The sequence below is a fragment of the Parvularcula mediterranea genome (assembly GCF_013085255.1).
Lineage (GTDB): Bacteria > Pseudomonadota > Alphaproteobacteria > Caulobacterales > Parvularculaceae > Parvularcula > Parvularcula mediterranea.
In genome coordinates this window covers 1,255,797-1,281,142 of record NZ_JABFCX010000003.1, presented here as the reverse complement: position 1 = coordinate 1,281,142, position 25,346 = coordinate 1,255,797, and the positions used below count along the sequence as shown (strand labels likewise).

Annotated in this window: 18 protein-coding genes and 1 tRNA gene; 7 read left to right on the top strand and 12 right to left on the bottom strand. The window is 62.5% G+C overall.

The window, feature by feature from the left end; genetic code table 11:
- Window positions 1-25: 25 nt before the first annotated feature.
- On the bottom strand, window positions 26-469 hold the full coding sequence (locus tag HK107_RS15105; protein ID WP_173201288.1) for a DUF1761 domain-containing protein: 444 nt from the start codon (window positions 467-469) through the stop codon (window positions 26-28).
- Window positions 470-581: 112 nt separating this feature from the next.
- Between HK107_RS15105 and HK107_RS15100 the strand changes: the two genes are divergently transcribed.
- The 3 genes from HK107_RS15100 to HK107_RS15090 all read left to right on the top strand — a co-directional run bounded on the left by HK107_RS15100 (window position 582) and on the right by HK107_RS15090 (window position 3,344).
- Window positions 582-1,133 carry a biliverdin-producing heme oxygenase gene (locus tag HK107_RS15100; protein WP_173201286.1) on the top strand — a complete coding sequence of 184 codons (552 nt, stop codon included), beginning with the start codon at window positions 582-584 and terminating at the stop codon, window positions 1,131-1,133.
- A gap of 104 nt (window positions 1,134-1,237) precedes the next feature.
- Complete coding sequence (locus tag HK107_RS15095; RefSeq protein WP_173201565.1) at window positions 1,238-3,088, top strand: ABC transporter ATP-binding protein; 1,851 nt, start codon at window positions 1,238-1,240, stop codon at window positions 3,086-3,088.
- A 180-nt stretch (window positions 3,089-3,268) separates the two neighbouring features.
- Window positions 3,269-3,344, top strand: a tRNA-Ala gene (locus HK107_RS15090).
- A 155-nt stretch (window positions 3,345-3,499) separates the two neighbouring features.
- Here the strand turns inward: HK107_RS15090 and HK107_RS15085 are convergent.
- From HK107_RS15085 to HK107_RS15070, 4 genes are all read right to left on the bottom strand, one after another.
- A complete protein-coding gene (locus HK107_RS15085) occupies window positions 3,500-5,095 on the bottom strand; it encodes a L,D-transpeptidase family protein (RefSeq protein ID WP_173201284.1) in 1,596 nt (531 codons plus the stop codon).
- A gap of 35 nt (window positions 5,096-5,130) precedes the next feature.
- Window positions 5,131-6,147, bottom strand: a complete 1,017-nt coding sequence (locus HK107_RS16030) for a helix-turn-helix transcriptional regulator (protein ID WP_173201282.1) — start codon at window positions 6,145-6,147, stop codon at window positions 5,131-5,133.
- A 126-nt stretch (window positions 6,148-6,273) separates the two neighbouring features.
- Window positions 6,274-7,815, bottom strand: a complete 1,542-nt coding sequence (gene putP / locus HK107_RS15075) for a sodium/proline symporter PutP (protein ID WP_173201280.1) — start codon at window positions 7,813-7,815, stop codon at window positions 6,274-6,276.
- 147 nt (window positions 7,816-7,962) lie between these two features.
- Complete coding sequence (locus HK107_RS15070; protein ID WP_173201278.1) at window positions 7,963-9,228, bottom strand: glutamate-5-semialdehyde dehydrogenase; 1,266 nt, start codon at window positions 9,226-9,228, stop codon at window positions 7,963-7,965.
- A 292-nt stretch (window positions 9,229-9,520) separates the two neighbouring features.
- Here HK107_RS15070 and proB point away from each other — a divergent pair, with 292 nt between their 5' ends.
- Window positions 9,521-10,669, top strand: a complete 1,149-nt coding sequence (gene proB, locus HK107_RS15065; protein ID WP_198912428.1) for a glutamate 5-kinase — start codon at window positions 9,521-9,523, stop codon at window positions 10,667-10,669.
- Between the two features lie 75 nt (window positions 10,670-10,744).
- Here the strand turns inward: proB and HK107_RS15060 are convergent, their stop codons facing one another.
- On the bottom strand, window positions 10,745-14,077 hold the full coding sequence (locus tag HK107_RS15060) for a response regulator (protein ID WP_173201276.1): 3,333 nt from the start codon (window positions 14,075-14,077) through the stop codon (window positions 10,745-10,747).
- Between the two features lie 177 nt (window positions 14,078-14,254).
- Between HK107_RS15060 and HK107_RS15055 the strand changes: the two genes are divergently transcribed.
- Together HK107_RS15055 and HK107_RS15050 are read left to right on the top strand one after the other, a co-directional pair.
- Window positions 14,255-15,241, top strand: coding sequence for a patatin-like phospholipase family protein (locus HK107_RS15055; protein WP_173201274.1), 987 nt, complete (start codon window positions 14,255-14,257; stop codon window positions 15,239-15,241).
- A gap of 5 nt (window positions 15,242-15,246) precedes the next feature.
- Window positions 15,247-15,756, top strand: a complete 510-nt coding sequence (locus HK107_RS15050; protein WP_173201272.1) for a DUF302 domain-containing protein — start codon at window positions 15,247-15,249, stop codon at window positions 15,754-15,756.
- A 39-nt stretch (window positions 15,757-15,795) separates the two neighbouring features.
- On the opposite strand, the gene HK107_RS15045 is transcribed toward HK107_RS15050, so the two are convergent.
- On the bottom strand, window positions 15,796-16,377 hold the full coding sequence (locus HK107_RS15045; RefSeq protein WP_173201270.1) for a fasciclin domain-containing protein: 582 nt from the start codon (window positions 16,375-16,377) through the stop codon (window positions 15,796-15,798).
- A 144-nt stretch (window positions 16,378-16,521) separates the two neighbouring features.
- Here HK107_RS15045 and HK107_RS15040 point away from each other — a divergent pair, with 144 nt between their 5' ends.
- Window positions 16,522-17,136: a glutathione S-transferase family protein gene (locus tag HK107_RS15040; protein WP_173201268.1), complete on the top strand. Its 615-nt coding sequence runs from the start codon at window positions 16,522-16,524 to the stop codon at window positions 17,134-17,136.
- Window positions 17,137-17,197: 61 nt separating this feature from the next.
- On the opposite strand, the gene HK107_RS15035 is transcribed toward HK107_RS15040, so the two are convergent.
- The 5 genes from HK107_RS15035 to recF form a co-directional block, all read right to left on the bottom strand.
- Entirely contained in the window at window positions 17,198-17,881 is a 684-nt protein-coding gene (locus HK107_RS15035; protein ID WP_173201266.1) for a hypothetical protein, read from the bottom strand.
- A gap of 139 nt (window positions 17,882-18,020) precedes the next feature.
- Entirely contained in the window at window positions 18,021-19,121 is a 1,101-nt protein-coding gene (locus tag HK107_RS15030) for a serine hydrolase domain-containing protein (RefSeq protein WP_173201264.1), read from the bottom strand.
- A gap of 25 nt (window positions 19,122-19,146) precedes the next feature.
- Window positions 19,147-21,636 carry a ligase-associated DNA damage response DEXH box helicase gene (locus HK107_RS15025; RefSeq protein WP_173201262.1) on the bottom strand — a complete coding sequence of 830 codons (2,490 nt, stop codon included), beginning with the start codon at window positions 21,634-21,636 and terminating at the stop codon, window positions 19,147-19,149.
- A gap of 57 nt (window positions 21,637-21,693) precedes the next feature.
- Window positions 21,694-24,117, bottom strand: a complete 2,424-nt coding sequence (gene gyrB / locus HK107_RS15020; protein WP_173201260.1) for a DNA topoisomerase (ATP-hydrolyzing) subunit B — start codon at window positions 24,115-24,117, stop codon at window positions 21,694-21,696.
- 110 nt (window positions 24,118-24,227) lie between these two features.
- A complete protein-coding gene (recF, locus tag HK107_RS15015; protein ID WP_173201258.1) occupies window positions 24,228-25,343 on the bottom strand; it encodes a DNA replication/repair protein RecF in 1,116 nt (371 codons plus the stop codon).
- Between the last annotated feature and the right edge of the window lie 3 nt (window positions 25,344-25,346).

Below are 25,346 nucleotides of genomic sequence, written 5' to 3'. Positions count from 1 at the left end.
CAAGTTACCATGCGGAAGCGCACGCTCACATTGCGGAGGGCGGCGGCGTAAGTCCCATAAGCTGCATCACCACCACCTGAATGACGAAGACCCCCAGCCAGTGCCCGCCATTGATCAGGGTCTGTGACCAAGGCCTCAGGGAATAGCGGTCATTGACGGCCATGGTTGGGAACACGAAGCCAATCCAGAGGATAAAGGCCGTCCCAAGGGCCATCGTCCATTCCCCGGCCTCCTCAGGCGCAAGGATCAGGGCTCCGACGATGATCGCCGCGATCCAGAACTCGGCGATGAAGGCAACGAGATAGGGTAGCGCCGCAGCGAGGCCTGACCGCTCCTTGATGTCCCGCTCGTTGATACCTGTCGCCGCCATCCACGGCTTCGCCAGCGCCATGTAATAGCCTGCGCCGAACGCATAACCGGCGACGGTTGCCGCAAGGATGGCTCCGAAATTGAGTAGTATATAGACCATGACGCCTCCCGAAGGTGGATGTAGCGCCTCCCCGCTCGATGCCCATCGGCCAGCGCAGCCCCCGGATGCGAAGCTCCCTTTACGGTCAAGCGCTTGGGACTAAGTTCCAGAAATGGCAGATAGGACGAAGACGCTCAGGGACCTGCTCCGCGCGGGAACGCGTGAGGAGCATGAGCGCGTCGACGCTGCATTTTCCGAACTCGACCTTGCCGATGCTGAGGATTTCGCCGCCTTCCTGAAGGCCCATCACGCGGCGCTTTCCGTCATGGAAGCAGCGCTGGAGGGTGCGCTTGAGCTGCCTGCGCTCCCGGCCCGCCTTCGGCTGATCGAAGCCGATCTCGAGGCGATGGGGGACTGCGCCGAACAGCCGTCAGGAGAAAGGTTCGGCCATCACCTCATGGGCGCTGCCTACGTCATCGCGGGCTCCGCCCTCGGCACGGAAGTCCTTCGCAGACGCTGGGCCGAAGCGCCCGAGGCCAAGGTCGCCCTCGCCCACCGCTTCATCAATGACGAGAGGCTCGCGGCCTATTGGCGGGAGATGCGCCCGCTCCTCGCAAGCCAAGTCCCTGAGAAGGAAGAAGAAGCGATCCTCGAAGGCGCTAAAGAGACCTTCGCGCTTTATGCCCGAAGCCTCGCCCGTGTGCGCTCAAGGCCACACATCTGAGTAATTAGCACGCAGACTGAGAAAAAGCCTTGGAGCTTTTCCTCGTCTCCACTATCCGGTCCGGCTGCCTTGAACCCACCCCGGGGCAGCTTGAGGCCAATATGCTGTTCCGAACTTTTGAAAACTTCATCGATCCGCTTGCTGATGAAAAGCCCGAGCGTCCGCCAACGAAACTGTGGGCCTTCATCTGGCACTATACCAAGCCGTTCAAGTGGCTGTTCCTCGTCACGATCCTGACCTCGATCGTCATTGCGTTCATCGAGGTCTTCGCCTTCGAGCGCATCGGTCACCTCGTGGACCTCGCTGCGGAGTCGGGGCCTGAGAACTTCCTGTCCGAGCACATGGGCGAGCTCATCTTCGCCGCACTGATGATCGCGGTGGCGTGGCCGCTGTTCACGCTGATCGACGAGCTGGCGTTCCTCCAGGGGATCATGGGCAACATGCCCATGTCGATCCGCTGGCGCGCCCATCGCTACATGCTTCGTCAGTCCTCCTCGTTCTTTGCCGACGATTTCGCAGGCCGCATTGCAACCAAGCTGATGCAGGCTGCGCTTGGCGCACGGGAGACCGCGGCCAAGCTTTCGAACCTTGTCGTCTGGGGCACGGTCTATTTTGGTTCGGCCTTTGCGCTGTTCTTCGCCAATGACTGGCGGCTCACGCTTCCGCTCATCTTCTGGCTCGCAGCCTACATCGGCGCAGGGATGTTCTTCCTGCCGAAAATGGCGGCGATTTCGAAGAAGCAGTCGGACGACCGGTCGATGCTCACGGGGCGGATCGTTGATGCCTACACGAACATCGGCACCGTCAAGCTGTTCTCCACAGGCCCGGCGGAGGACGAGTATGCGAAGGAGGGTATGCGGACGATGCTCGGTTCCGTTTACCCGCAGATGCGCCTTGCGACCGGCCTGTCCATGACGCTTCACGTCATGAATGGGTTGATGATTGCGAGCATTCTCTGCCTCGGTCTTTGGCTGTGGTCTGGCAACATCATCACCGTGGGTGCGGTGGCGTTCGCGGCAACCCTGGCGCTCAGGCTCCAAGGGATCAGCCACTACTTCCTGTGGGAGGTGGCCAACCTGTTCGAGAACATCGGCACCACGCAGGATGGGATGGAGACCCTTTCCAAGCCGCTGACCGTGGTCGACCGCTCGGAAGAGCAGCTGCAAGTCGCGCGCGGTGAAATCGCTTTCAACGCCGTCAACTTCAACTACGGCAAGGACAATAAGACCGTCCTTCAGGACCTTGATCTCCATGTGAGGCCGGGGGAGAAGGTCGGCCTTGTCGGGCGTTCAGGTGCAGGCAAATCGACCATCGTCAACCTGCTCCTCAGGCTCCACGATGTCGAAGGCGGCCGTGTGCTGATCGATGGGCAGGACATCTCCGGCATCACGCAGGATTCCTTGCGCGGCAATATCGGGGTGGTGACGCAGGACACGTCCCTGATGCACCGCTCGATCCGCGAGAACATCGCCTACGGACGACCCGGCGCAACGGAAGAGGACATCATCGCCGCGGCGAAAAAGGCCGAAGCGTGGGAATTCATTCAGGAGCTCGAGGACAAGAAAGGGCGAAAGGGTCTCGATGCCCATGTGGGCGAGCGCGGCGTCAAGCTCTCCGGCGGCCAGCGCCAACGGATCGCCATCGCGCGTGTCGTCCTGAAGGATGCTCCGATCCTTGTCCTCGACGAAGCGACCTCCGCGCTCGACAGTGAAGTCGAGGCTGCCATCCAGGAGCGGCTCGATGAGCTGATGGGCGAGAAGACCGTCATCGCCATCGCGCACCGGCTCTCCACCATTGCCGCGATGGACAGGCTCGTGGTGCTCGATCAGGGGGTCGTGATCGAAGAAGGTTCGCATGAAGAGCTTTTGCGGAAGGACGGCCTGTATGCCTCCCTCTGGAAGCGCCAGTCAGGCGGCTTCATCGCCGTCGAAGAGCCAGAACAGGCGCAAGCCTAGCTGCGGTGGCGGGGCGATCATTAATCGCCTCGCCAGCTCTGAAGCGGGATTTAAGCGGGTGTCGCAACGCTGACGGCTGCCGTCTTGCAGCCACGCACGGGGTGAGGAAAAAAGGTGAAACCAGCCTCTTGCGCGGACCGCAGGCGTCCGTTATTCACCCTGCTCCGCCCGAAAGGGTCCGGGGCTATAGCTCAGTTGGTAGAGCGCTTCAATGGCATTGAAGAGGTCAGCGGTTCGACTCCGCTTAGCTCCACCATTTCCTCAACAGCATTTGCCGACGGTGCCTGAATTGCGCTGCAGTTGTTTGCTTCGCTGCCACGGCGAGGTATGCGCCCAGAGCTGTTAGCACCGACCTCAACGCTACCGGCTGAGGCCCGTCGCTTTGCCGGGAGAACCGACCCAAGTAACCGCCTAGCGGACGAGGCTGGCGAAACGTTGCTCGTCGCTTCGCTCCTGCTCCCGCAGCGCTTGGTCGAGGGCATCGTCCCGGTCGTAGAGATCGTCAAGGAAGAGCGGGCTGCCGTCCTCGTCGGGCCAGACGGTGAAGTAGCCGATATAGGTCGGGATCTTCTCGGCCAGCGCAATCTGACGGCGTTCGCCGCCATTGATCAGCTCAGCCTCGCGGCCTGACCATTCCGTTCCCTGAAGAACCCATTCGGCAAGCTTCTGCGGGTCCTCGACGCGGATACAACCGTGCGAGAAGGCGCGGTCCGTCCGGTCGAAGAGGCTCTCGGCAGGCGAGTCGTGAAGATAGACTGCATACTGATTAGGGAACATGAACTTGATCAGGCCAAGGGCGTTGGTAGGCCCACCTCGCTGGCGCACGCGCCAGCCCTCACCGCCGGTGACGTTTGACCAGTCGATGCTGCCGGGGTCGATCACGGGAGCATCATTGCCCCAGCCTTCGACGACTTCCATGTTCTTGGAGGCAAGATAGCCCGGGTTCTTCGCCTGTTGAGGTGCGATTTCCTCAACGAGAATGCTTGCGGGGATGTTCCAGTAGGGGTTCGCCACGACATATTCCATCTCATCGGCGAAGACCGGGGTCTGATTGTAGAGCGTGCCAACAACCGTCCGTATCGTGAATTCCTGCTTTTCGTTCTTCCAAGCACCAACAGTAAAATCGGCGATGTTGACCATCAGGAACCGGTCGGCAAACTCCCCGGGGAGCCAGCGCGCACGTTCGAGATTGAGCTCGATCGACCGCACGAGTTCCTGCGGCGTCTCATTCATCCGGCGCAGGGTTTCTGGGCCCACGACACCATCTTCAACGATGCCCCGGCTCGTCTGAAAAGCGCTGACGGCCTCCGCAAGATCTTCCGTGTAGAGTGCAGGTTCGTCCTTAGCGCGGCGCGGGACCCTGTAGAATCCCTCCGCCGCGAGGCGTTCCTCAACCGCGGCGACATCTTCGCCGGTCGCACCCTGTTCAAGGACGTTCTCCGAAAGGGAGATCGAGGACCAGGCATTGTCCTTAGCATACTGACGATACTCCGGGAGGTAGCTGATCAGCGCTTCCTGGATCGGATTGTCCGTCCTCAAGTCGCTGAGATAGCGCTTGATCGACCTCGTCGTTGATGCCGCTTCTAGGATGTCAGCTCGGCGGAGCTGCTTCTCCGCAACCTGCTCCTCCGTATACGTGATCAGTGGATCGGTCCGTCCTTCGCGCAGGTCGAGCGCAAGGCTGGAGAATGCAAGAGCGGCGGTGCGTTCAAGTTCATCGCCGCCCTGCCTTCGCATCCCTTCGAGCTTCGACAGGCCATAGGCCTCGGCATTGTAGCCCGCTGCGTCGATCTCGCGGAGGACATCGATCAGCTGTCCAAGACGCCTGTTGGCACGGCGCGACCCGGTGAACAGCCGCTGGCCGCCGTCATCATAATAGGCCGCTAGCCCCTGCGATCCGTCGAGACCCGGCAGAGTGCTTGGCGAAGCGCCGCCCTCCTCGACCTGAGCGTGGGCAACGGAGATGAGCAGCGAGGCGGCAAGGCCCGAGAGGCACTGTTTGATCATGCCTCAGCAACGCAGAATATCGCGGGTGAGTTCCCTCAGGCCCTCAAAGCCTTGCGCCGGGCGTTCGGCGTGACGCCTGACCAGGACTTGTAAGCCCTTGAAAAACTGCGCGTATCAGAAAAGCCCAGGCGATTGGCGACTTGCGCCAAAGGCATCTCCGAGCCGAGGAACTGGTCGGCCAGAACCGAAAGAGCGTCCGAACGGATCTGCCGGAAGCTTGCGCCCTCCTCGGTCAAGCGTCGCCGCAAGGTCGCGACGGACATCCCAAGGCGCCTTGCGATCGTTGACTGGTCCTCGGCACCGCGCTCGATCAGCATGCGGACCTTATTGGAGAAGTCGGCGGTCTTGGTCTCGGACCTTAGGATCGAGAGCTGTTCTTCGGTGAGCCGGTCGAGGGTCACGGCAGGGACAGGCGCGAACTGGCTCTCCTGCTTGGCAAACACCGGATCATAGAGCAGCGCCGCCAGCGATGAACCATAGGCGACAGGCACGTGCCGTTCGAACGGCACGGTCGAAGGGCCCGAGGTTCGTTGCAGCTCAACGCCCCGCCACGCCCGCTCGGCTGTGCCCTGAGTAGTCACCTGGATCAGCGCATGGAGCAGCAGGAGATTGGTCTCATTGGAGAAAAGCACCTCCCCCGGATCGCTGGGCGCAGATCCGATGGAGAGAAGAGACGCTTCAAGCCGGAGGGCATCCCGGGTCTGGACGACGGCGACGCGCTTATCGCCCGAGACGAGATTGATGGCGTCCGCAACGATTTCCAGTGCATCCTGCAGCGTCCCGGTTTCCGGTAGCCGCGCCTTCACGATGTCGATCGCGCTGGCGATGCTTTGCTGGGGCAGGACAGAGCCGTCGGGACCCATGAGCCGGAAGATTCGCCGCTGCAGCCGAAGGAAGCCCGTCAGGGGAACGCCTGTCTCGCTGCGTTCAGGAGAGACATCGAGCCCCAGATCACCGGCTAGCCGATCAACCGACAGGCCCGCGTCCAGCGCAGAGAGGCGCAGCGCATCGAGCGCCGATACCGGAATGTCTGGTCCAGGGTCTTCGTCCACGCCCACCGATCCCTTCTGCCGCCATGACGGCTGGGATGGGATGATAGGTCGGAGACGCCCTCAAGGCTCGCACCGTCGGCAGTTCTGCGGGCATAAATTGCAGTTGCCCGCCGAAGGTCCCGAAGGTCAGCCCTTTTGGAGCGCCGCCTCCATCTCCTCATGCCGCGCGGCGAGACTTGCCGTCCGCGCGGAAGGCAGGAGACTGCCAAGCACGATGCCTGCCGTGGCGAGGGCGAAGCCAGGGATGATGGCGGCGACCTGCTGGTGCGCGCCTTCAGGGCCATAGACCCAGAGGAGCACCACGGCTGCGCCGGTGAGCATGCCGAGAAGTGCGCCGGTGCGGGTCATCTTCTTCCAGAAGAGGCTGAAGAGGATCACCGGCCCGAAGGCTGAACCGAACCCGAACCATGCGTTCGAGACGAGCGTCAGGATGTTCGACGACCGGTCGAGCGCGAGGCCGATAGCGACCAGCGAGACGGCGAGGACGGAGATCCTGCCCACCATGACGAGCTCCTTGTCCGACGCCGACTTGCGCAGGAAGATTTTGTAGAAATCCTCGGTCAGCGAGCTCGACGAGACGAGAAGCTGGCTCGAGATGGTCGACATGATCGCCGCAAGGATTGCCGCGAGAAGGAAGCCTGCGATGAGCGGATGGAAGAGGACCTGGCTCAGGACGATGAAGATCGTCTCCGCGTCGAAGGCATCGATGCCGCCCTTCCCTGCGAGATACTCGGCGATCTCCACCTCATTGGTGATCATGTAGGCGCGGCCTGCGAGACCTACGCCGATGGCGCCGAGGACGGTGACGATCATCCAGCTCATGCCGATATGCCGTGCGACGGTGACATCCTTCAGGGAACGGATGGCCATGAAACGGACGATGATGTGCGGCTGGCCGAAGTAACCAAGGCCCCAAGAGAGAAGCGAGATCAGCGCAATGAAACCAACGCCGCGCGCCGCGCCGTCGGACGTAGCAGCTTCCATCATGGAGAGAAGAGCCGGGTTCTCCGCGCTCAGGATCGAGGTCGTCTCACCAAAGCCGCCGAGCACCATGATCGTCACGATCGGCACGAGGATGAGCGCGATGAACATGATGCAGCCCTGCACGAAATCCGTGAGCGAGACTGCGAGGAATCCGCCGAACAGCGTGTAGGCGACCACGACACTCGCCGTCAGGAACAGGCCAAGGGTATAGTCGAGGCCGAAGCTTGCCTCGAACAGCTTCCCGCCTGCCACGACACCTGACGAGGTGTAGACCGTGAAGAAGATGATGATGACCACGGACGAAAGTACGCGCAGCGCGCGGCTCTTGTCGTCGAAACGCTTCTCGAAATAGTCGGGGATGGTGATCGCATCGTCGGCCATCTCCGTATAAAGACGAAGCCTTGGAGCAACGAGCAGGTAGTTGAAAAAAGCGCCGATGACGAGGCCAACGGCGATCCATGCCTCGGAAAGACCCGCAACGAAGACTGCACCCGGTAGCCCGAGCAGCATCCAGCCTGACATATCCGACGCGCCTGCGGAGAGCGCACCCACCGCTGGACCCAGCTTCCGTCCGCCAAGGAGGTAACCGGCACTGTCGTCCGTGCTCTCCCGGTAAGCGTAAAGCCCGATGCCGAGCATCAGGACGAAATAGCCCGCGAGGGAAACGAGTGCGTAGGTGTTCATGGCTCTGCCTGCCCTGTGTTTTGTTTGGTGTGCCGCAATCCCTCCGTACTGTCATCCCGGACGGCCTTTGGCCGGTCCGGGACCCATAGTCTGCGGCGTATGGGTTCCGGGCTCGACCAGTGGGCGCCCCGGAATGACAGCGAAAGGCTAGGTCCGCGTCTGGCCTTCACCGCGAACGGTGTATTTGAAGGTCGTCAGCTGCTCGAGGCCGACCGGGCCGCGGGCGTGGATCTTGCCCGTGGCGATGCCGATCTCGGCGCCCATGCCGAACTCGCCGCCGTCGGAGAATTGCGTCGAGGCATTGTGCATGACGACCGCGCTGTCGATCTCGGTGAGGAAGCGCTCGGCTGCTGCCTGGTCTTCCGTGACGATCGCGTCGGTGTGGTGCGAGGAGTAGCCACTGACGTGGCGGATGGCTTCATCAAGGCCGTCGACGGTCTTGATGGAGAGGACACTATCGAGATATTCCGTGCCCCAATCATCTTCCGTCGCTTCGCCGATCCGGCTGTCTGCGGCACGTGCTTCCGCGTCGCCGCGCAGCTCACAGCCTTCGAGCGCATCGACGATCTTCGGCAGCATCGGAAGCGCTGCTTGGTCGATCACGAGGCTCTCGGTCGCCCCGCAAATGCCCGTCCGGCGGAGCTTGGCATTGGCGACAATGGCCGCCGCCTTCTCGGCGTCAGCCTTCTCATGGATGTAGGTGTGGCAGTTGCCGTCGAGGTGAAGGAGCGTCGGCACCCGCGCCTGGTCACGCACGAGGCTGACGAGCCCCTTGCCGCCGCGCGGGATGACGAGGTCCACAAGGCCGACGGCCTGAAGGAGCGCGGCAACCGCAGCGCGGTCCGTAGTCGGAACTTTCTGCACGGCCTCGATCGGCAGGCCAGCCTTCTTGAGGCCTTCCTGCATGCAGGAGACGATGATCTCCGTCGAATGGGTGCTCTCCGAACCACCGCGGAGGATCACGGCGTTGCCTGACTTGAGGCAAAGGCCACCAGCATCGGCGCCGACGTTCGGGCGGCTTTCGTAGATCATGCCGATGACGCCGATCGGAACCGCGACCCGGTCGATGACAAGGCCGTTCGGGCGCTCAAAAGTTGCAAGCTTGCGGCCCACGGGATGGGGCAGGTCCGCGATCTGCTCAAGCGCCGCGGCGATGCCGTCAATGCGCTCAGCGTCGAGCATCAAGCGGTCGATAAAGGAGTCAGGCTTACCCGCGGCCTTCACGCCTTCAACATCCTTGGCGTTCGAGGCAACCAGCTCTTCTGTCCGCGCGCGCAGCGCTTTCGCCGCTTCGCGCAGGGCAAGATCCTTGGCCTCTTCGCTGGCCTTGGCGAGGCCGCGCGCGCCGTCGCGTGCTCTCAGGCAGAGCTCACGAACCTCAGCGCGCACACCGGTCTCGGCAGCATCCAGCATAAAAATCTCCATTCATAGTCCCGGCTCGAAGCCGATAAAAAGCATTCGCCGGGATAGTTTCCCGGCGTCGAGGGCTGCGGGTAACGCAAGCTGGAACTCTGCGCAACCCGCGCGAGGATGCCTCAACCTCGCCTATAATAAGCAATAAATCTGCGCTCACATGGATGTGAGCCTAGCACTTTTTCGCGAGATGGTTCCCGATGACTTGTATTGTGATCTTTTTTTGGTAGGCCGCGCTCTCCAGCAAATCGGGCAGTTTTTTCTTTTGTATTCTCTTAAACCCCGCATCGTCGTGAAGGTCGGGTCCAGCCTCCTTGTCAACGAAGACGACCTGACCATCCGCTACGCCTTTCTCCACGGCCTCATGGCCGACATCGCCAAGCTGCGCCGCGAGGGCGCCGACGTGGTCCTCACCTCGTCAGGCGCCGCGGCCGTTGGCCTGTCGATGATGAATGTCGAGCCGGGCAAGGCCTCCCTCCAGGACAAGCAGGGCGCCGCCGCGTGCGGTCAGCCGCTTCTCCTCCACGCTTACAAGCAGGTCGCCCTAGAATTCGGTGTCGATATCGCGCAGGTTCTCTTGACGTCGGATGACATGGAAAACCGCAGGCGCTACCTCAACACCAAGAACACGATCGAGCGTTTGATCGACAACGACATCCTGCCGATCATCAACGAGAACGATACGGTGACGACGGAGGAAATCCGCGTTGGTGACAATGACCGCCTGGCAGCCCGCATCGCCCAGATGATCCAGGCCCAGGACTTTGTCATGCTCACCTCGATCGATGGCCTTTACGACAAGGCGCCATCGGACCCTGAGGCATCCTTCGTGCCGGAGGTCGAGGATGTGTCGGGCTATATCGAAGCCACGACCGGTGTCTCTTCCCTCGGTTCAGGCGGTATGCTGACGAAGATGCAGGCGGCCAACATGGCGCAGAATGCGGGCGTTACCACGTGGATTGGCGAGGGCATCCTCGAGGCGCCCATCTCGACCATCCTGTCGGGCGAGCGCCGCGCAACCAAGTGCATCGCCAATGGTGATCCGCAATCGGCCTTCCGCCTCTGGATGACGGACCGGCTGACCATGGCTGGTTCGCTGACCGTGACCAAGGAAGCGGCGGACAAGATACGTGAGAACAGCTGCGGCGTCAGGACCGCTGACCTCGTCACCGTCGCGGGTGAGTTCGCCAAGGGCGACGTTCTCCACGTCTACGACGAGGAGGGCACGGAGGTCGCCCGCGGCCTCACCAACTTCGACGCAGCGCAGACCCTGATGATCGCACGCCATGATGAAGATCAGGTGGCAGAGCTTCTTGGGTTCAAGACCACAGGGGACGTCATCAACCTCAACAACCTTGTCGTTCTTGAGGAGCGTCATCTGACATGGGACGCTCCGTGTGAAGAGGATGACCAGATCGTCCAGGTCGATCTGGCGAGCTAGACCCCCGAACCGCACAAACGAAAAAGCCCCGGCCATTTCGGACCGGGGCTTTTTTCTGTCTTAAGATGGCTGGCGTTAACGGGCCAGCGCCTCCTTCACCACGGCAGCAACCGAATTGAGGGTGAACGGCTTCTGGAGGTACTTGGCCCCATCGATCTCGTTCAGCTTCTCGCGCATCGCTGCCTCGGCGTAGCCTGACATGAAGACCACCTTCGCGCCCTTGAGCTTGTCGCCCGCTTCTTGGATCAGCGTCGGCCCGTCCATCTCAGGCATCATGATGTCGGTGAGGACGAGGTCGAAGCTGCCTTCGTCTTCCTCGATCATCTCGAGCGCCTCTTCGCCATCGGTGGCTTCGTGGATCTCGTAGCCGCACATGCCGAGGGCGCGGACAACGATGCTCCGTACACCGTCTTCATCCTCGACAACGAGGATGCGGCCCTTGCCAGTGACGTCTTTCGCCTCCTCGGCCTTCTTGACGTTCTGGCGGCGCTCCTTGGCGACAGCGGCTTCCTCGGCGGTGACGGCAGGCAGGAAAATGCGGAAGGTCGCGCCATCGCCCTTGCGGTTGAAGAGGAAGATGCGGCCGCCCATCTGGCCGATGGCTCCGGCCACGGTGGAAAGGCCAAGGCCCGTGCCCTGCCCTTCACCTTTGGTGGTGAAGAACGGTTCGAAGATCTTCTCGACATGCTCCTCGGGGACACCGCCGCCGGTATCCGCGACTTCGATCAGGACATGGTCGACCTCTTCGAGGACCTCGTAGCCATACTCGCTGATCTCTTCGGCAGGAACCTGGCGGGTCTCGATGGTCAGTGTACCTGAGCCCTTGGACGCGGTCATGGCATCGCGAGCGTTTACCGCGAGGTTCATAATGGCAAGGTCCACCTGGCCCTTGTCGCATTTGACCTCAGGCAGGTTTCGTCCGTGCACCACATTCAGCTGCACCTTCTCCGACACACAGCGCTTCAGCGCCGGGGTGAAGTCGTTGAGGAGCTCCGTAATCGAACAGATCTCAGGCGTCAGGGTCTGCTTCCGCGAGAAGGCCAAGAGGTTCCGCGTCAGGTCCTGCGCCCGCTGCGAGGTCTCGTAGATCATCGCAAGGTCGCGGTAGCTCGGATCGCCAACCGGGTGGTTGCGCATAAGAAGCTCGGTCGAGCCCTTCACCACCAGCAAGAGGTTGTTGAAGTCATGGGCAACGGAGCCTGCGATCTGGCCGATCTGCTGGAGCTTCTGGCCCTGGATCGTCTCCTCCTCCATGCGGCGCTGGTAGGTGATGTCCACCGCATAAAGAACGGTCTGGCGGGGACCGTACGCGCCGCGGCGGCGGCGTACGGGCCGCGCGAAGAGCCGGAAGGTATGCGCCTGCGCGCCCTCCCCGACCCGCACTTCGATGGGCTTGGTCAGCGGCTTGGTGTTCGGGCGCGACTTGAGCGCAGCCATCAGCTCACTGACAGCCTCGGATGAAAGAACGCTCGTGAACTTCGCGCCCTCATCGGCCTGCGGGAAGAAACCGCGGAAGAGTTCGTTGGCGTAGGTGACCTTGCCGTCAGCTGACGGATCACCTTCGAGGACAGCGATGCCGAATGGTGCGTCGGTAAGGTCCGCGCCTGCGGTGACGCCTTCAGGATCAGCCTTGGCAGCAGCCTTGTCGGCGACCTCAACGCAGATGAAGCCTTCACCGGGACCGCCGCGGGTGAACGGCGTCAGGACCACGTCCTTGGACTGGTTCGCAGCCGCTCCGCGCTGGCGGATACGAGCCTCGTACTCTTCTGCCTCAGGCTCCCAGAGGTGACGGACCACCGGGTTCGATTCGCCGAGCACGAGGTCACCGAGCGACAGCGGCTGACCCGGCTTCGTGCCGAAGAGCTCGGCTGCTGCGGTGTTGATCCAAGCGATCGAGCCGGAGCGCTCAACCGCAATGACAGGCCGCGGATAGGTGAAGAATGCGGCCTTGAGGCTATCTTGCTTGCGGTCGACTTCCTGCTCCTGAAGCCTCCACGCGGAATAGATGTGGCCGTCTTCGGTCGGACGCATCGGGCGGGTCTGCACGGTGAACCGGCGGACAGGCAGGTCGCCCTGCGCCTCATGGACCGAACGGCCCATCGTCTGTGTCAGGACTTCTTCGGCGGCCAGGCCAGAGCGGCAGGCCTTGGCGAGGCGGAACATCTTCGAGCTCTCGGTGCCGGACTGGCCGAAGAGGCGGTCGATCCGCGGAGGCAGGCCGGTCGCACCGACAATGCCCGCTTCCTCAGCAATCTGAAGATAGGCGTCATTGGCATAGACCACGACACCATCGCGGGTCGTGACGAGCCGTGCATCGGCGTCCGCGTCGATGATGCCTTCAGCAAGGCCCAGAGCACCAAGAAGATCGCCGCCAGCCAGCGCCAGCGCCTCATCCTTCTTCCGGCCGGGGCGCTTGAAGAGGAAGCTCGTCAGCAGGATCGGTGAATAGGCCTGCATCATCGCGCCAAGGGTCAGCACCGTGACGAAGATCAGGATGCCCGCGCCAAAGAGGCTGGCGGTCAGGAGATCTACGCCGCCCCGCGAGGCCGCATAACCCACAGCGCCAACCATGGTCGCAAAGCTCAGCCAGATACCGACCGGCGTCAGCTTCTCGGCGAGCCCCCGGAACTTCGGCTCAGGCTCTGCGCCTGGCAGGCGAGGGTCAGCCGCGAAGGAAAGGCGCGGACCGCCGCCCACACCGCCTGGCTCGTCGTCGCCAAACTCTTCCGTCGGCAGATCGTCCTCGACGGCGAGCTCAGCCAGCTTCTTCGCAAACGCATCGCCCTCATCGTCGCCCTTGGGGAAGCCCTTGAGCGCCTCAAGCAGCTCGTCCTCGGACGGCATCGGCGAGAGCTTTATCTTCTGAGGCTTCTCGTCCTCTGGCAGCGGCTGGAGGGTCTCCTCCGCGCTCGCCTTCTCTTGCGGCATGGGTTTCAGTTCCGGTTTCGTGGGCAGCTCGTCGATCGGCCCTGCGTTCTCAGGACGTGCCGGAGGCAGGTCCGCCATCTTCTCACGCGCCTGGATCAGCTTCTGCATGTCGAGGGGCTCTGCGAGATCATCGTCATCCTCAGCGGGGGCCGTCACGGCGGCGCCGGCTTTGGCGAGCATCGCAAGGTCGCGGCCGGTGATCCCCTCACCGTCCTCGGCGTAGCGGTCTGCAAGGCGCTGCGCCATGACGGCGGCGCTCTCGGTCTCTTCCTTGGAGAGCTGCGAAGAAGGCGCGTCCTTCTTCGTCATCGCCTCCTGGAGATACTGGTCGAAGTCTTTCTCGGCCTCGGCGTGCTCGTCCGAGGGCGCGAACTGCATCGGCTTCGCCTGCTTGCCTGAGCCGGCCTTGCCTGGCTTCAGGGTGGCTTTCTTCACTCCGCGGGGGAGCCTGAAAGGTGAACGGTTCGCGGCTTCTGCCATGCTGCCCTCACTCGTGCCGGGGAATTGCGCCTCGCCCGCGGCCCCATTGAGGGTAAATGGGGTACAAGCGAAGTGCGTGGTCGGCACATCGACCTATTCTCGTTCGCAAGACAGCGTTACTCCATCGTTAACGGACCTTGCGAAAGTCTTATCCGGTGGTTCGCCCGAGGGGTCAGCATGTTAAATCATCCGCCTGTCATTGGAGTGGCCTGGGGCTCAGGCGCGGCAAGGGGTTGGGCGCATGTTGGGGTGCTGAAAGCCCTCGATGAGCTCGGCATAGACGTTAACGTCGACGCCGGGTGTTCCGCCGGAGCCCTCGTCAGTGCCGCGCGACGGTTAGGAATTTGGGAAGAATTCTCCAGCTGGGCGAAGGAGCTCGATCCCATCGGTGCGCTCGGCCAGTTCGCCATTTCCATCGGCGCAGGCGGCTTCGTTGATCCTGCCCGGGCATTTCAGGTCTTCCGCTACGCCGACAAGGACATTGAAGAGCTCGAAAAGCCCTGGGGCGCAGTCGCCACGGATCTCGCGACCGGCACCGAGGTCTGGCTGACCAAGGGCTCGGTCCTCGATGCCGCCCGCGCGTCGAGCGCAATTCCGCTGGTGATGCAAGCAGCGCCCGTGATGTTCCGCGGCGCGGAGCGATGGATGATCGACGGCGCGGCCTCGAACCCCGTGCCGGTCAGCCTCGCGCGGTCGCTTGGCGCCACTCGGGTCATCGCAGTCGACCTCAACGCCTCGGCGATCACGCTGAAGCGCTTCGACAGGCCCCAGACCCGCGAAGTGGTCATGGTGGAGGAGCCCGAGCCTGAAGAAAGCGGCTTTCTCCCGGAGCCCGTGACGACCTTCATCAGGGACACCCAGAACTTCCTCAGCAGGGAAATCTCCATGGCCCGGGCGAAAGCGCTTGCGAAACCGCAGCTTCTGGAAACGGCGGCCGCAACCATGGACATCGTCCAGGCCCACCTCGCGGCGGCGAGGGCTCAGATCGACGTTGCCGATGTCAGGATCACGCCAAGGCTCGACGACATCTCGCCCGCTGCCTTTGACCGCCACGATGAGATTGCCGAGCGCGGCTACCTTGCGACCATGGAAGCCAAGGACCAATTGCTTGCCATCGCGGGGAAGACTAGTTCCGTCTCCGCAAGTCTGGATGCGCAGGGATGAACGCCATGAAGAAAGCTATCGCAGCCGCCCTCGGGGTCGCTCTTCTTGCAGCCTGTTCGGGTGATGCACCGGGCCCGCGTCCGGGCGATGTCGCGGTTGAGCCTCAGGCCCTCGCCCCCCGCTACGTCACCGAGCCGAGCCGCTTTGACCATGATGAGACCATGCGCAGGCTTTACGAGGCGCTCGACCAGAGAGACCTCACGGTCTTCGCGGTGATCGACCATGCGGCCGGAGCTGCGCAGGCTGGGCTCGAGCTTCCCGAAGCCACGGTCGTCATCTTTGGCTCACCGGCCTTCGGTACGCCGCTGATGCAGCGCGATCCGCTGATGGCAGCGGAGCTTCCGCTTCGCGCAGCGGTTTATCAGGATAAGGACGGCCAGGTCTCCGTCGCGACGACGTCGATCCTTGCCATGACAAGGGCCTATCCGGCCCTGTCAGAAGAAAGCCAGCGCCTCACCAGGATCAGGGGCAATCTTGATGCCATTGTCCGGGAGGCGACTGGCCGGGAGCGCTAGACCCTAGGGGAAGCCTAGCGCTGCCTACGGATATTCCGCCTACGAATCGTGGCCGTCATTGCCAGCGGGCAAGAGCACGCCGTCAATGACGTGGATCACGCCGTTCGATGCGGCGATGTCCGTCTTCACGACATTGATCATGCCGCCTGCTGCGTCTTCGAGCACGACGCCGCCATCCTTGATGCGCGCGGTCAGCTCAGTGCCTTCGACCGTGGTCACGACAGCTTCGCCGTCATTCTCGCGGATCAGCTTGACGAGGTCCTTGGCTTTCACCTTGCCTGCCACGACGTGGTAGGTGAGGACCATCTGAAGCGCGCTCTTGTTCTCGGGCTTGAGGAGCGTTTCGACCGTGCCTTCGGGCAGGCTTTCGAACCCGGCATTGGTCGGGGCAAAGACCGTGAACGGACCGTCGCTGTTCAGTGTGTCCACGAGATCGGCGGCCTTCACGGCGGCGACCAGCGTGGCGAAGTCTTCTACGCCAGCGGCAACGCCGACGATCGTCTTCTCGGCTTTCGCCATTTTCTTCTTGCCGTGATGGTCGAGCGCCGCGGCCGGGGCAATGGCGGCAGGGGCCAGCGACAGTGCGCCAGCTGCGAGAAGAAGGGCTTTGAGGGTCTTCATGGTGGGGTCTCCCAGTCGTTTATCGACAATCGGAAAGTAGGGCTCGCCCCCGGGCCCGGCGAGGCCGAAACCTGCGACAGACTGGCCAGAACGGGCAGAAAAAGCTCAAACCTTGGTAAGCTTTACCAAACGGAGAGAAACGCCATGACGATCAAGATCTTCCATGCCCCCTTCGCCCGCTCGGTCCGGGCAAGGTGGTTATGCCTTGAGATGGGTCTCGACCACGAGATCGTTCAGGTCCCGAATAAGCCAGAATATCTGTCCTCGGACGAATATCGCGCGATCAACCCGGCCGGGAAGATCCCCGCCATGCAGGAAAATGGCCTGATCCTCTTTGAGTCGACCGCCATCATGCAGTACCTGCTCACCAAGCCCGGCGGCGAGAAGTTCGCTCCGCAGGCTGATGACCCGCTCTACGGACCCTACCTCCAGTGGCTGCATTTCGGCGAGGCAGGCATGGGCATGTATGTCACCCTCGCGCTTGGCCATAAGACTCTCCTTCCGGAGGAGCGCCGCATCCCCGCCATGGCGAAGTACGGAGAAATCGAAAGCAAGCGCTGCTTCGACGTACTCGCGGGCCCACTCGAAGCGAATGACTATCTTCTGCCCACGGGCTTTTCCGCAGCTGATATCTCGGTGGCGTACATGCTGCTTCTCGCCAAGTTCGCGAAGATCTTCGACCACGCGCCTGACAGCGTGAAGGCTTACTTCAAGCGGTGTACGGAGCGTGAGGCCTGGAAGCAGGCGACGGCGGACTGACCACAACGAAAAAGGCCCGGACGTTCCCGCCCGGGCCTTTCTTGTGTTCGATGGTTGCCGCCTACATCCGGTCGAGGGCGAGCTCGAGCTGCTGGCGAACCTTTTTCGGGATTGAGGTTTCCCTCTTCAGGAACTCGACCACCATGGCCTTCTTGACGTTCCGGATACGGACGTTGCGCTGTTCTGCCTTATCGTCACGATCGAGGTCGATGATCGTCTCGTAGCGCGTCGGAAAGCGGTAGGGGTTCGGGCGCTTGTGGATGCCCTCATACTGCCCCGGAGAAAGGCCTTTGTGCAGGAGGCACGTCGTGACCATCGTCACGTCGCCTGCGAGCCGCTGGCGCTTCTTCGCAAGGCGCACGGTGCGGGTCTGCTGCTTGGCATAGGTGGGGTCGTTGGTCGTGTCGCAGGGCGGAATAGTCTTCGGCGTCGGCGAGACAAGGCCACCAGGCACGAGGTTTGAGCCGCGCAGCTGGCGCAGGGCTTCGAAGCTCAGCTCGTCGGCCGGGAAGAGCGTATCGGCATAGGCCTCCCAGTCACGGCGCTTCCACTGGCCACGGTCTGAATGGTTCGAGTCCATGACGGTGACGGCCTGGCTGACGCCGACCTTTTCAACCTTCACGAAGTAGTCGCCATCGATCTCGACATATTTGACGCCGAAAGCACCGGTTTCCGGCACCGGCTTGATGGAGCTGGCGCAGGCGGCCAGCGCCAGTGCAGCGACGATAAGAGTTGCGAAGCGCATAAGGCCTCCCCCAAAAACGTGCGATCTCGTTCACAGTGTGCACTGCAAACTCTGGACCAACGCGAATTGCCCTTCAAGTTTTCGCCTCTCAAGTCACTTCCTCTTCATGAAGGGACTTGTGAAGCGTTGCGCTCCCGCATCAGGGGGTCGGTTCTACCGGATCTTCATTAAGGCTCGCCTTAGGCTCCAGCGCTCCGAGAACCTCGCGGAGATGCTCACCGAGGCCATCGGCTTCACCGCTATTGGTCAGGAGCGCGACGGCGTAGCCGCTCTCGGGATCGATGAGCGCGGTGGCCATCCAGAAGGTGTTGCTGCCCGAATGGCCGAGGCTGCCATCAGGCCGGACACCCCAGCCGAGGGCATAGCCGTCCTCCTTATAGACGGGCGTGTGCTGACGGCGGTAGCTCTCAGGCGAAAGCAGCGCCTCTTCTCCCCGCGCGCCGCGGAGCTGGTCACGGAGAAACTCTGCGTAATCGGCAGCCGTAAAGCTGAGCGTCCCAGCAGGCGCCATCAACGCAGGATTGTCGGCAGCTGGCGGACCGGCCTCGAGCGGATCGCCATTGTGCCCCGAGATCATCCCCGCACCGCCTTCCGGCGCACCGACGAGCATCTCCATGCCGAGTGGTCCCAGAAGATGGGTGCGCAGCGCCTCTTCATAGCTGGTCCCGGCTGCCGTGCCGAGCATGTGCCCTGCCAGCGTGTAGCCAAGGTTTGAGTAGGAGAACGCGGCACCCGGATCATTGTCCGGTGGGCTCTTGAGCAGTTTTTTGAGCTCACCCTGCCGCGCCTTCACCGTCGCCTTTTCGGTCTTCGCCGGGAAGATGATGTAGCGCACCATGGTCAGCCGGCTCGGGTTCTGCGCCGAGCCACTGCGATGGGTCAGCAGCATTTCGAGCGTGACATCCGACCAGCCAGAATGAATCTTGAAGGCATCGCCAAGAACCTCGCTGACAGTACTCTCAAGGCTGATCATATCCTTCTCAACCATGGCCAGCGCGAGGGCCGCGGTCATCGCCTTGGCGTTGGAGCCGATATGCCAGTAGTCGGACGGCTCAGGCGCGTCCCCTCTCCCGATCCTCCGCTCGCCAGCGAACGTGACGCCGATCTCCCCTGCATGGGGAACGATAATCAGCACACCTCCAGGCGCTTTCTCCTCTTCAAGCACCTTCTCAAGGAATGGCTGCGGAGCAAATGTCTCAGCTTGGGCAAGCATCAGCATCGATGCGATGGCGGCAATCATGGCGGTTCCCTCTTCTCAAGGTAGCCTAGCCTCTCTCCATCTCTTCGAGAAGGTCCCGTTCCAGATCCTCGAGGATCGCCTCGTTCGCCGCCCCGGCAATGGTCTCGCGACCCGCTTCCATCATGACGGGCACAGCCAGCGGCGAGACCCGCTCCAGCCGCTTGTGCACGAGATTGCCGCTGATCCGCGCGAGGAGATCGGAGAGCCTGCCAATATCGAGGAACCCGGACGAGGCATCATTCCATGCCGCCTTGAGGAGGATATGGTCAGGCTGGTGCTCCCGCAGGACGTCATAAATCAGCCCCGCGGAGAAGCTGACCTGGCGCCCGTTTTTCTCCTGACCCGGATGATTGCGCTCGATCATGCCCGCAATCATGGCAACGTTCCTGAAGGTGCGCTTCATAAGCTGCGCATCCGCAAGCCAGAGATCCAGATCCTCGCCCAAAAGGTCAGGCTCAAACACCTCGTTCATATCGAGGTCCGAGGGATCGTTCCGCATCCAGACGGACAGAGCATACTCGGTCGGGCAGAAACCGAGCGGCTGCAGACCCATCCGCTCAAGCCTCCGGGTGACGAGGGTCCCGAGCGATTGGTGCGCAATACGCCCGTCAAAGGGATAGCAGACGAGATAGTGCTTTCCGCCCCTTGCGAAGGTCTCGATCAGTAGCTCATCCGGCTGCGGAAGATAGGATTTCAGCTCCTGAAGGGAGAGCCACTCCGAAACAGGCTCCGGTAGGGCCTTCCAGGTCTTCGGCTCACTGACCATCGTGCGGACGGAGTTGGCAAGGAAGCTCGACAGGGGGAACTTGGAGCCCTGCCAGCTCGGGATCTTCACATCTTCGCCCGTCGCCTTGGTCACGTAGACATCCATGTCCTGGACGCCCTCATAGCGCAGGACTTCCCCGGCGAAGATGAACGTGTCGCCGGGCGTAATCTGGCTCAGGAACCATTCTTCGATCGTGCCGAGCTTACGCCCTCCCCGCGGCGCCTTCGGCCTGCCATCGGTGCGGGACATCCTCCCCAGACGGACATTATAGCTCGGCAGGTCGATGATCGTGCCGGCGTTCATCCGGTAGAGCTGCGCCGTGCGTGCATCCTTGATCCGCATACGGCCGTCCGGCATCTTCACGATCCGCCGGAACCTGTCATACGCCCGCATCGCGTAACCGCCGGTCGCCACGAACTCCAGCGCCTCGTCAAAGGTCTCACGGGTCAGGTTCCTGTACGAAGCAGCCGAAATCACCTCGCGGTAGAGGTTGTCGGGGTGAAAGGGCTCCGCCGCCGCCATGCCCCAAATGTGCTGGCAGAGCACGTCGAGAGCGCCTTCCTTGTAAGGCTCACCATCCAGAAGCCCTTGATCCACAGCCTGTTTTGCCGCCACACATTCGAGCACCTCGAACCTGTTTGCAGGCACGAGGATCGCCCGCGAGGGCTCATCCATCCGGTGATTCGACCGCCCGATCCGCTGGACCAGCCGTGCCGCGCCCTTGGGTGCGCCGAGGCAGATGCAGAGGTCGACGGCTCCCCAGTCGATCCCCATATCGAGGGTCGCGGTGCACACCACAGCCTTCAGTGTACCCGCCACCATCGCTGCTTCCACCCGCTCCCGCTGCTCGCGTTCAAGGGAGCCGTGGTGGAGACCGATGGGCAGGTTCTCCTCATTCATCCGCCAAAGCTCCTGAAAGCAGACCTCTGCCTGGCTCCTGGTGTTGGTGAAAATGAGAGTCGTCGTATGCTGACCGATCAGCTCGTAGATCTTCTCGAAGCTATGCCGCCCGGAGTGCCCCGACCATGGAATATCGTCCTCGGGCGTCAGGACAGTGACACTTGCCTTCGCCTCGCCCTTTCCGATGATCAGCTGGCTGAGCGCTTCATCCGTCCCGTCCTGGTCCACGAGGAAGCGCTGCAGCGGCACCGGGTCATCAACCGTCGCGGAGAGGCCGATCGTCCTGACCTGCGGCGCCAGCATCCTGATCCGCGCAAGATCGAGCGAGAGAAGGTCCCCGCGCTTCGACTTCCGCAGGGCGTGGAGCTCATCGAGCACGACGGTTCTGAGACCTGAGAAAAGACTATCCGCACTCGGATGGGCGAGCAGCAGGGACAGCTGCTCCGGCGTCGTCAGCAGGATATCCGGCGGCGCCGTCCTCTGCCGCTGGCGCACGGATTGCTTCGTGTCGCCCGTCCGGCTCTCGACCACGACGGGAAGCCCCATCTCCGCAATCGGAGCCTCAAGGTTGCGCGCAATATCGACAGCCAGCGCTTTCAGCGGAGAGATGTAGAGGGTGTGGAGCGACCGTTCGTTTTTCGGAACTTCGGACAGCTCGACCAGACTCGGAAGGAACCCCGCAAGCGTCTTCCCGCCCCCGGTCGGGGCGATCAGCAGGCTGCTCTCACCCGCCTCCATCGCGCGCAGAACATCGAGCTGGTGCTCGCGAGGCTGCCATCCGCGCGATGCAAACCATTGCTCGAACCGCTCCGGCAGCTGCGCGTCTTCGGTGGGGACAGTCCTCGCCATCAGGCAGATGTAGGCGCGGCGGCACGAATTCCGACCGCGCCGCGACGTCGCGTCAGGCTAGAGATCAAGCTCCGCCTCAAGCGCACGGCTCTGGATGAAGTGCTTCCGCGGCTCGACCACGTCGCCCATCAGCTTGGTGAAGGTCTCATCGGCCCGGTCGGCCTCTTCGATCTGCACCTGGAGGAGTTGCCGCGCATTGGAGTCGAGGGTCGTCTCCCAGAGCTGCTCCGGGTTCATTTCGCCCAGACCCTTATAGCGCTGGAGCGTGATGCCCTTCCCTCCGAACGCGCGCAGGGCTTCAAGGAAATCGAGCGGTCCGTAGACGATCTCTTCCTTTTCACCGCGCTTGATCGTGGCGGGTCCGACAAAGGCGTCGCGAATTTCCTCCGCATCCGCAGCAAGCCTGCGCGCATCGGCGCCGACCCGAAGCTCTTCGGAGAGGACGTAAGCCTCGCGCACACCGCGTACGTCACGGGCAAGGACGACATCGCCGCCCTCTTCAAGGCGCGCAGACCAGCCGCGCTCATACTCTTCCGAGATACCGTCGAGGCGCTCGGCGAGGGCCGTCAGGGCAGCTTCAGAAGGCTCGTCAGCACCCAGAACACCTTCAAGCGCTGCGAGCACGAGGACGTCGCGCCTGATCCAGGCCGGGAAGCTCTCGACCCGCTGGGCCACGGCACGGCTCTTCTCGATCAAGTCCTGAAGGTCACGGCCGATACGCTGCTCACCCTCATGGGTCACGAGCACCGTGTTGTCGATACCCTCCGCATAAAGATAATCGGACAGCGCCTTCTCATCGAGGAGGTATTGAGCCGATTTACCCTTCTCCGCCCGGTAGAGCGGCGGCTGGGCAATATAGAGGTGCCCGCGGCGAATGACTTCCGGCATCTGACGGAAGAAGAAGGTCAGGAGCAGGGTCCTGATGTGCGCACCGTCGACGTCGGCGTCGGTCATGATGACGATCTTGTGGTAGCGCAGCTTGTCGATGTTGAAATCGTCGCGCCCGATGCCCGTTCCGAGCGCAGTGATCAGTGTGCCGACTTCCTGGCTCGACAGCATCTTGTCGAACCGTGCCCGTTCGACATTCAGGATCTTGCCCTTGAGGGGCAGGATCGCCTGGTTCTCCCGGTTCCGCGCCTGTTTCGCGGAGCCGCCTGCCGAGTCACCCTCGACGATGAAGAGCTCTGACTTGGCCGGGTCCCTTTCCTGGCAGTCCGCCAGCTTGCCGGGCAGCGAGGAGACATCGAGCGCGCCCTTGCGCCGGGTCAGCTCCCGCGCCTTACGCGCAGCCTCGCGCGCAGCGGCGGCTTCGATCACCTTGCTGACGAGCTTCTTGGCCTCGGCCGGATGCTCCTCGAACCAGGTGCCGAGCTCTTGGCCCACAATGTTCTCGACCACCGGTCGGACTTCCGACGAGACCAGCTTGTCCTTCGTCTGTGAGCTGAACTTCGGATCAGGAACCTTAACCGACACGATCGCCGTCAAGCCTTCGCGCGCGTCGTCCCCTGAGAGCGAAACCTTTTCCTTCTTCAGAAGGCCCGAGCTCGACGCGTAGCCGTTCACGACTCGGGTGAGCGCCGCGCGGAAACCAGCAAGGTGCGTGCCGCCATCGCGCTGGGGGATATTGTTCGTGAACGTCAGAACTTTTTCGTGGTAGCTGTCGTTCCACCACATGGCGACTTCAACTGTGATGCCGTCCTTCTCCGCCATCATGGTGATCGGCTCACTGACGAGCGCCTGTTTCGAAGCGTCGATGTGGCGAACGAACTCAATCAGCCCACCATCATAGTGAAGCTCAAGTTCCTTCGGCTCGGCGTGGCGCCGGTCCGCGAGGACAATCTTCACACCGGAGTTCAGGAACGCGAGCTCGCGCAGGCGACGCTCCAGCGTCTCGAAGTCGAACTCAACTTGCGTGAACGTCTCTTCGCTCGGGAGGAAGGTGACCTCCGTACCCGATTGATCCGTGTCGCCCGTAACCTTTAGGTCCTCGTCGGCGTCACCATGGGTGAAGGTCATCTCGTGGGCCTTGCCGCCGCGCCAGATCTTGAGGGTCAGCTTCTTCGAGAGCGCGTTCACCACCGAGACGCCGACCCCGTGGAGGCCGCCGGAGACCTTGTAGCTGTTCTGGTCGAACTTACCGCCCGCGTGGAGCTGGGTCATGATGACCTGCGCCGCCGAGACCCCTTCCTCAGGGTGCATCGCGGTCGGGATGCCGCGGCCATTGTCGCGCACTGTCACCGAGCCATCATCGTTCAGAATAACGTGGATCGTGTCGCAGTGGCCCGCCAGCGCCTCGTCGATCGCATTGTCCACGACCTCGTAGACCATGTGGTGCAGGCCCGAGCCATCATCGGTGTCGCCGATATACATGCCAGGACGCTTACGGACCGCATCCAGACCTTTGAGAACCTTGATGGAATCCGCGCCGTATTCGTCGCCAGCCATGTTGTTTTCGTTGTTATCGGCAGCCTCGGAGGCCATGCGCATACACCTTGCAATTGGGATCGTCTGATTCCCTTGAAACATAGGCATTTTCGCCCCTGAACCCAAGCCCAAAGAGCCGTGAAACGAGGCTCATTTTCCGTTCCATTTCAGAAGGTTACGGGTTCGCCAGATGCATCGGGCCGGAGGTGGTCCATCCGGTCCAAAAAGGGTGCGAAAGCGTCTGGATCGGTGCCCGTCAGGAAAGCCTGAAGCCCCAGCCTGTCGAGGGTCTCCGCAAGCGCTTTCCGCCGCGTCTCGTCGAGATGCGCGACGATCTCGTCGAGGAGCAGGACAAGGCTTCCAGGCTTCGTTTTGGCGGCTTCGGCACGCGCGAGGATCAGGCCGATCAGGAGCGCCTTCTGCTCGCCGGTGGAGCAGAACTTTGCGGGCATGTCCTTGCCAAGATGGGTCACGTGGAGGTCTGAACGATGAGGACCGAAGAGGGTGCGCTTGGCGTCCCGGTCCACCCGCCGGTTGCGAGCGAGGCGCTCCTGAAAGACATCCTGCGCCCTCGCCCGGCCCTCGCTCTGCAGCATCCGTTCGAGATCGCCCTCGATCAGCACGCCTGCCCGCGGAAAGGCTTCCTCGCGCAGGGCTTCGTAGCCTTCGGCGAGGCTCTGTGCCGTCTGTTGCCTGTTCTCTGCGAGAACGACGCCGGCCTCGGCCATCTCCTGCTCGAACAGCGTGAGGAGCGAGGGATCACCGCCCTGATCCAGAAGAGCCGCCCGTTGGCGCATCGCCTTTTCGTAGCGTGCGGCAACGCCCGCGTGGCTGCTGTCCCCGGCGGCAGCGATCCTGTCGAGGAACCGCCGCCGCTCGGAGGGCGCATCCATGAAGAGCCGGTCCATGGCAGGGATCAGCCACAGAAAGCGGATGATCTCCGCTAGCGCCGAAGCCTGCTTCACCGGCTCGCCGTCGATCTTGACCTCGCGCTTGTCGTGGCGCGGCGGGGTGATCTGCACGATGAGGCGGAGCGGGTCTTCATCCTCCGCAGACAGAGTGATCGCGGCACCCGGAGGCGAGGTCGCGCCCTGCCGCACGACATCGGAGAGCTTCGCGCCGCGAAGGCCCCTGCCCGCACCGAAGAGCGTCAGGGTCTCAAGAAGGTTCGTCTTGCCTGCACCATTGGCGCCGGTGATCACCACCGAGCGCCCGGAGAGCTTCGCATCGAAGGCCTCGTAGGAACGGATGTCCCTGAGCGTCAGCCCGGTGATGCGCCGCATACT

Coding starts and splice junctions, on each gene's coding strand:
- HK107_RS15105 (WP_173201288.1), bottom strand. CDS start 469: ATGGTCTATATACTACTCAATTTCGGAGCCATCCTTGCGGCAACCGTC.
- HK107_RS15100 (WP_173201286.1), top strand. CDS start 582: ATGGCAGATAGGACGAAGACGCTCAGGGACCTGCTCCGCGCGGGAACG.
- HK107_RS15085 (WP_173201284.1), bottom strand. CDS start 5,095: ATGATCAAACAGTGCCTCTCGGGCCTTGCCGCCTCGCTGCTCATCTCC.
- putP (WP_173201280.1), bottom strand. CDS start 7,815: ATGAACACCTACGCACTCGTTTCCCTCGCGGGCTATTTCGTCCTGATG.
- HK107_RS15070 (WP_173201278.1), bottom strand. CDS start 9,228: ATGCTGGATGCTGCCGAGACCGGTGTGCGCGCTGAGGTTCGTGAGCTC.
- HK107_RS15060 (WP_173201276.1), bottom strand. CDS start 14,077: ATGGCAGAAGCCGCGAACCGTTCACCTTTCAGGCTCCCCCGCGGAGTG.
- HK107_RS15055 (WP_173201274.1), top strand. CDS start 14,255: ATGTTAAATCATCCGCCTGTCATTGGAGTGGCCTGGGGCTCAGGCGCG.
- HK107_RS15050 (WP_173201272.1), top strand. CDS start 15,247: ATGAAGAAAGCTATCGCAGCCGCCCTCGGGGTCGCTCTTCTTGCAGCC.
- HK107_RS15045 (WP_173201270.1), bottom strand. CDS start 16,377: ATGAAGACCCTCAAAGCCCTTCTTCTCGCAGCTGGCGCACTGTCGCTG.
- HK107_RS15040 (WP_173201268.1), top strand. CDS start 16,522: ATGACGATCAAGATCTTCCATGCCCCCTTCGCCCGCTCGGTCCGGGCA.
- HK107_RS15035 (WP_173201266.1), bottom strand. CDS start 17,881: ATGCGCTTCGCAACTCTTATCGTCGCTGCACTGGCGCTGGCCGCCTGC.
- HK107_RS15030 (WP_173201264.1), bottom strand. CDS start 19,121: ATGATTGCCGCCATCGCATCGATGCTGATGCTTGCCCAAGCTGAGACA.
- HK107_RS15025 (WP_173201262.1), bottom strand. CDS start 21,636: ATGGCGAGGACTGTCCCCACCGAAGACGCGCAGCTGCCGGAGCGGTTC.
- gyrB (WP_173201260.1), bottom strand. CDS start 24,117: ATGGCCTCCGAGGCTGCCGATAACAACGAAAACAACATGGCTGGCGAC.
- recF (WP_173201258.1), bottom strand. CDS start 25,343: ATGCGGCGCATCACCGGGCTGACGCTCAGGGACATCCGTTCCTACGAG.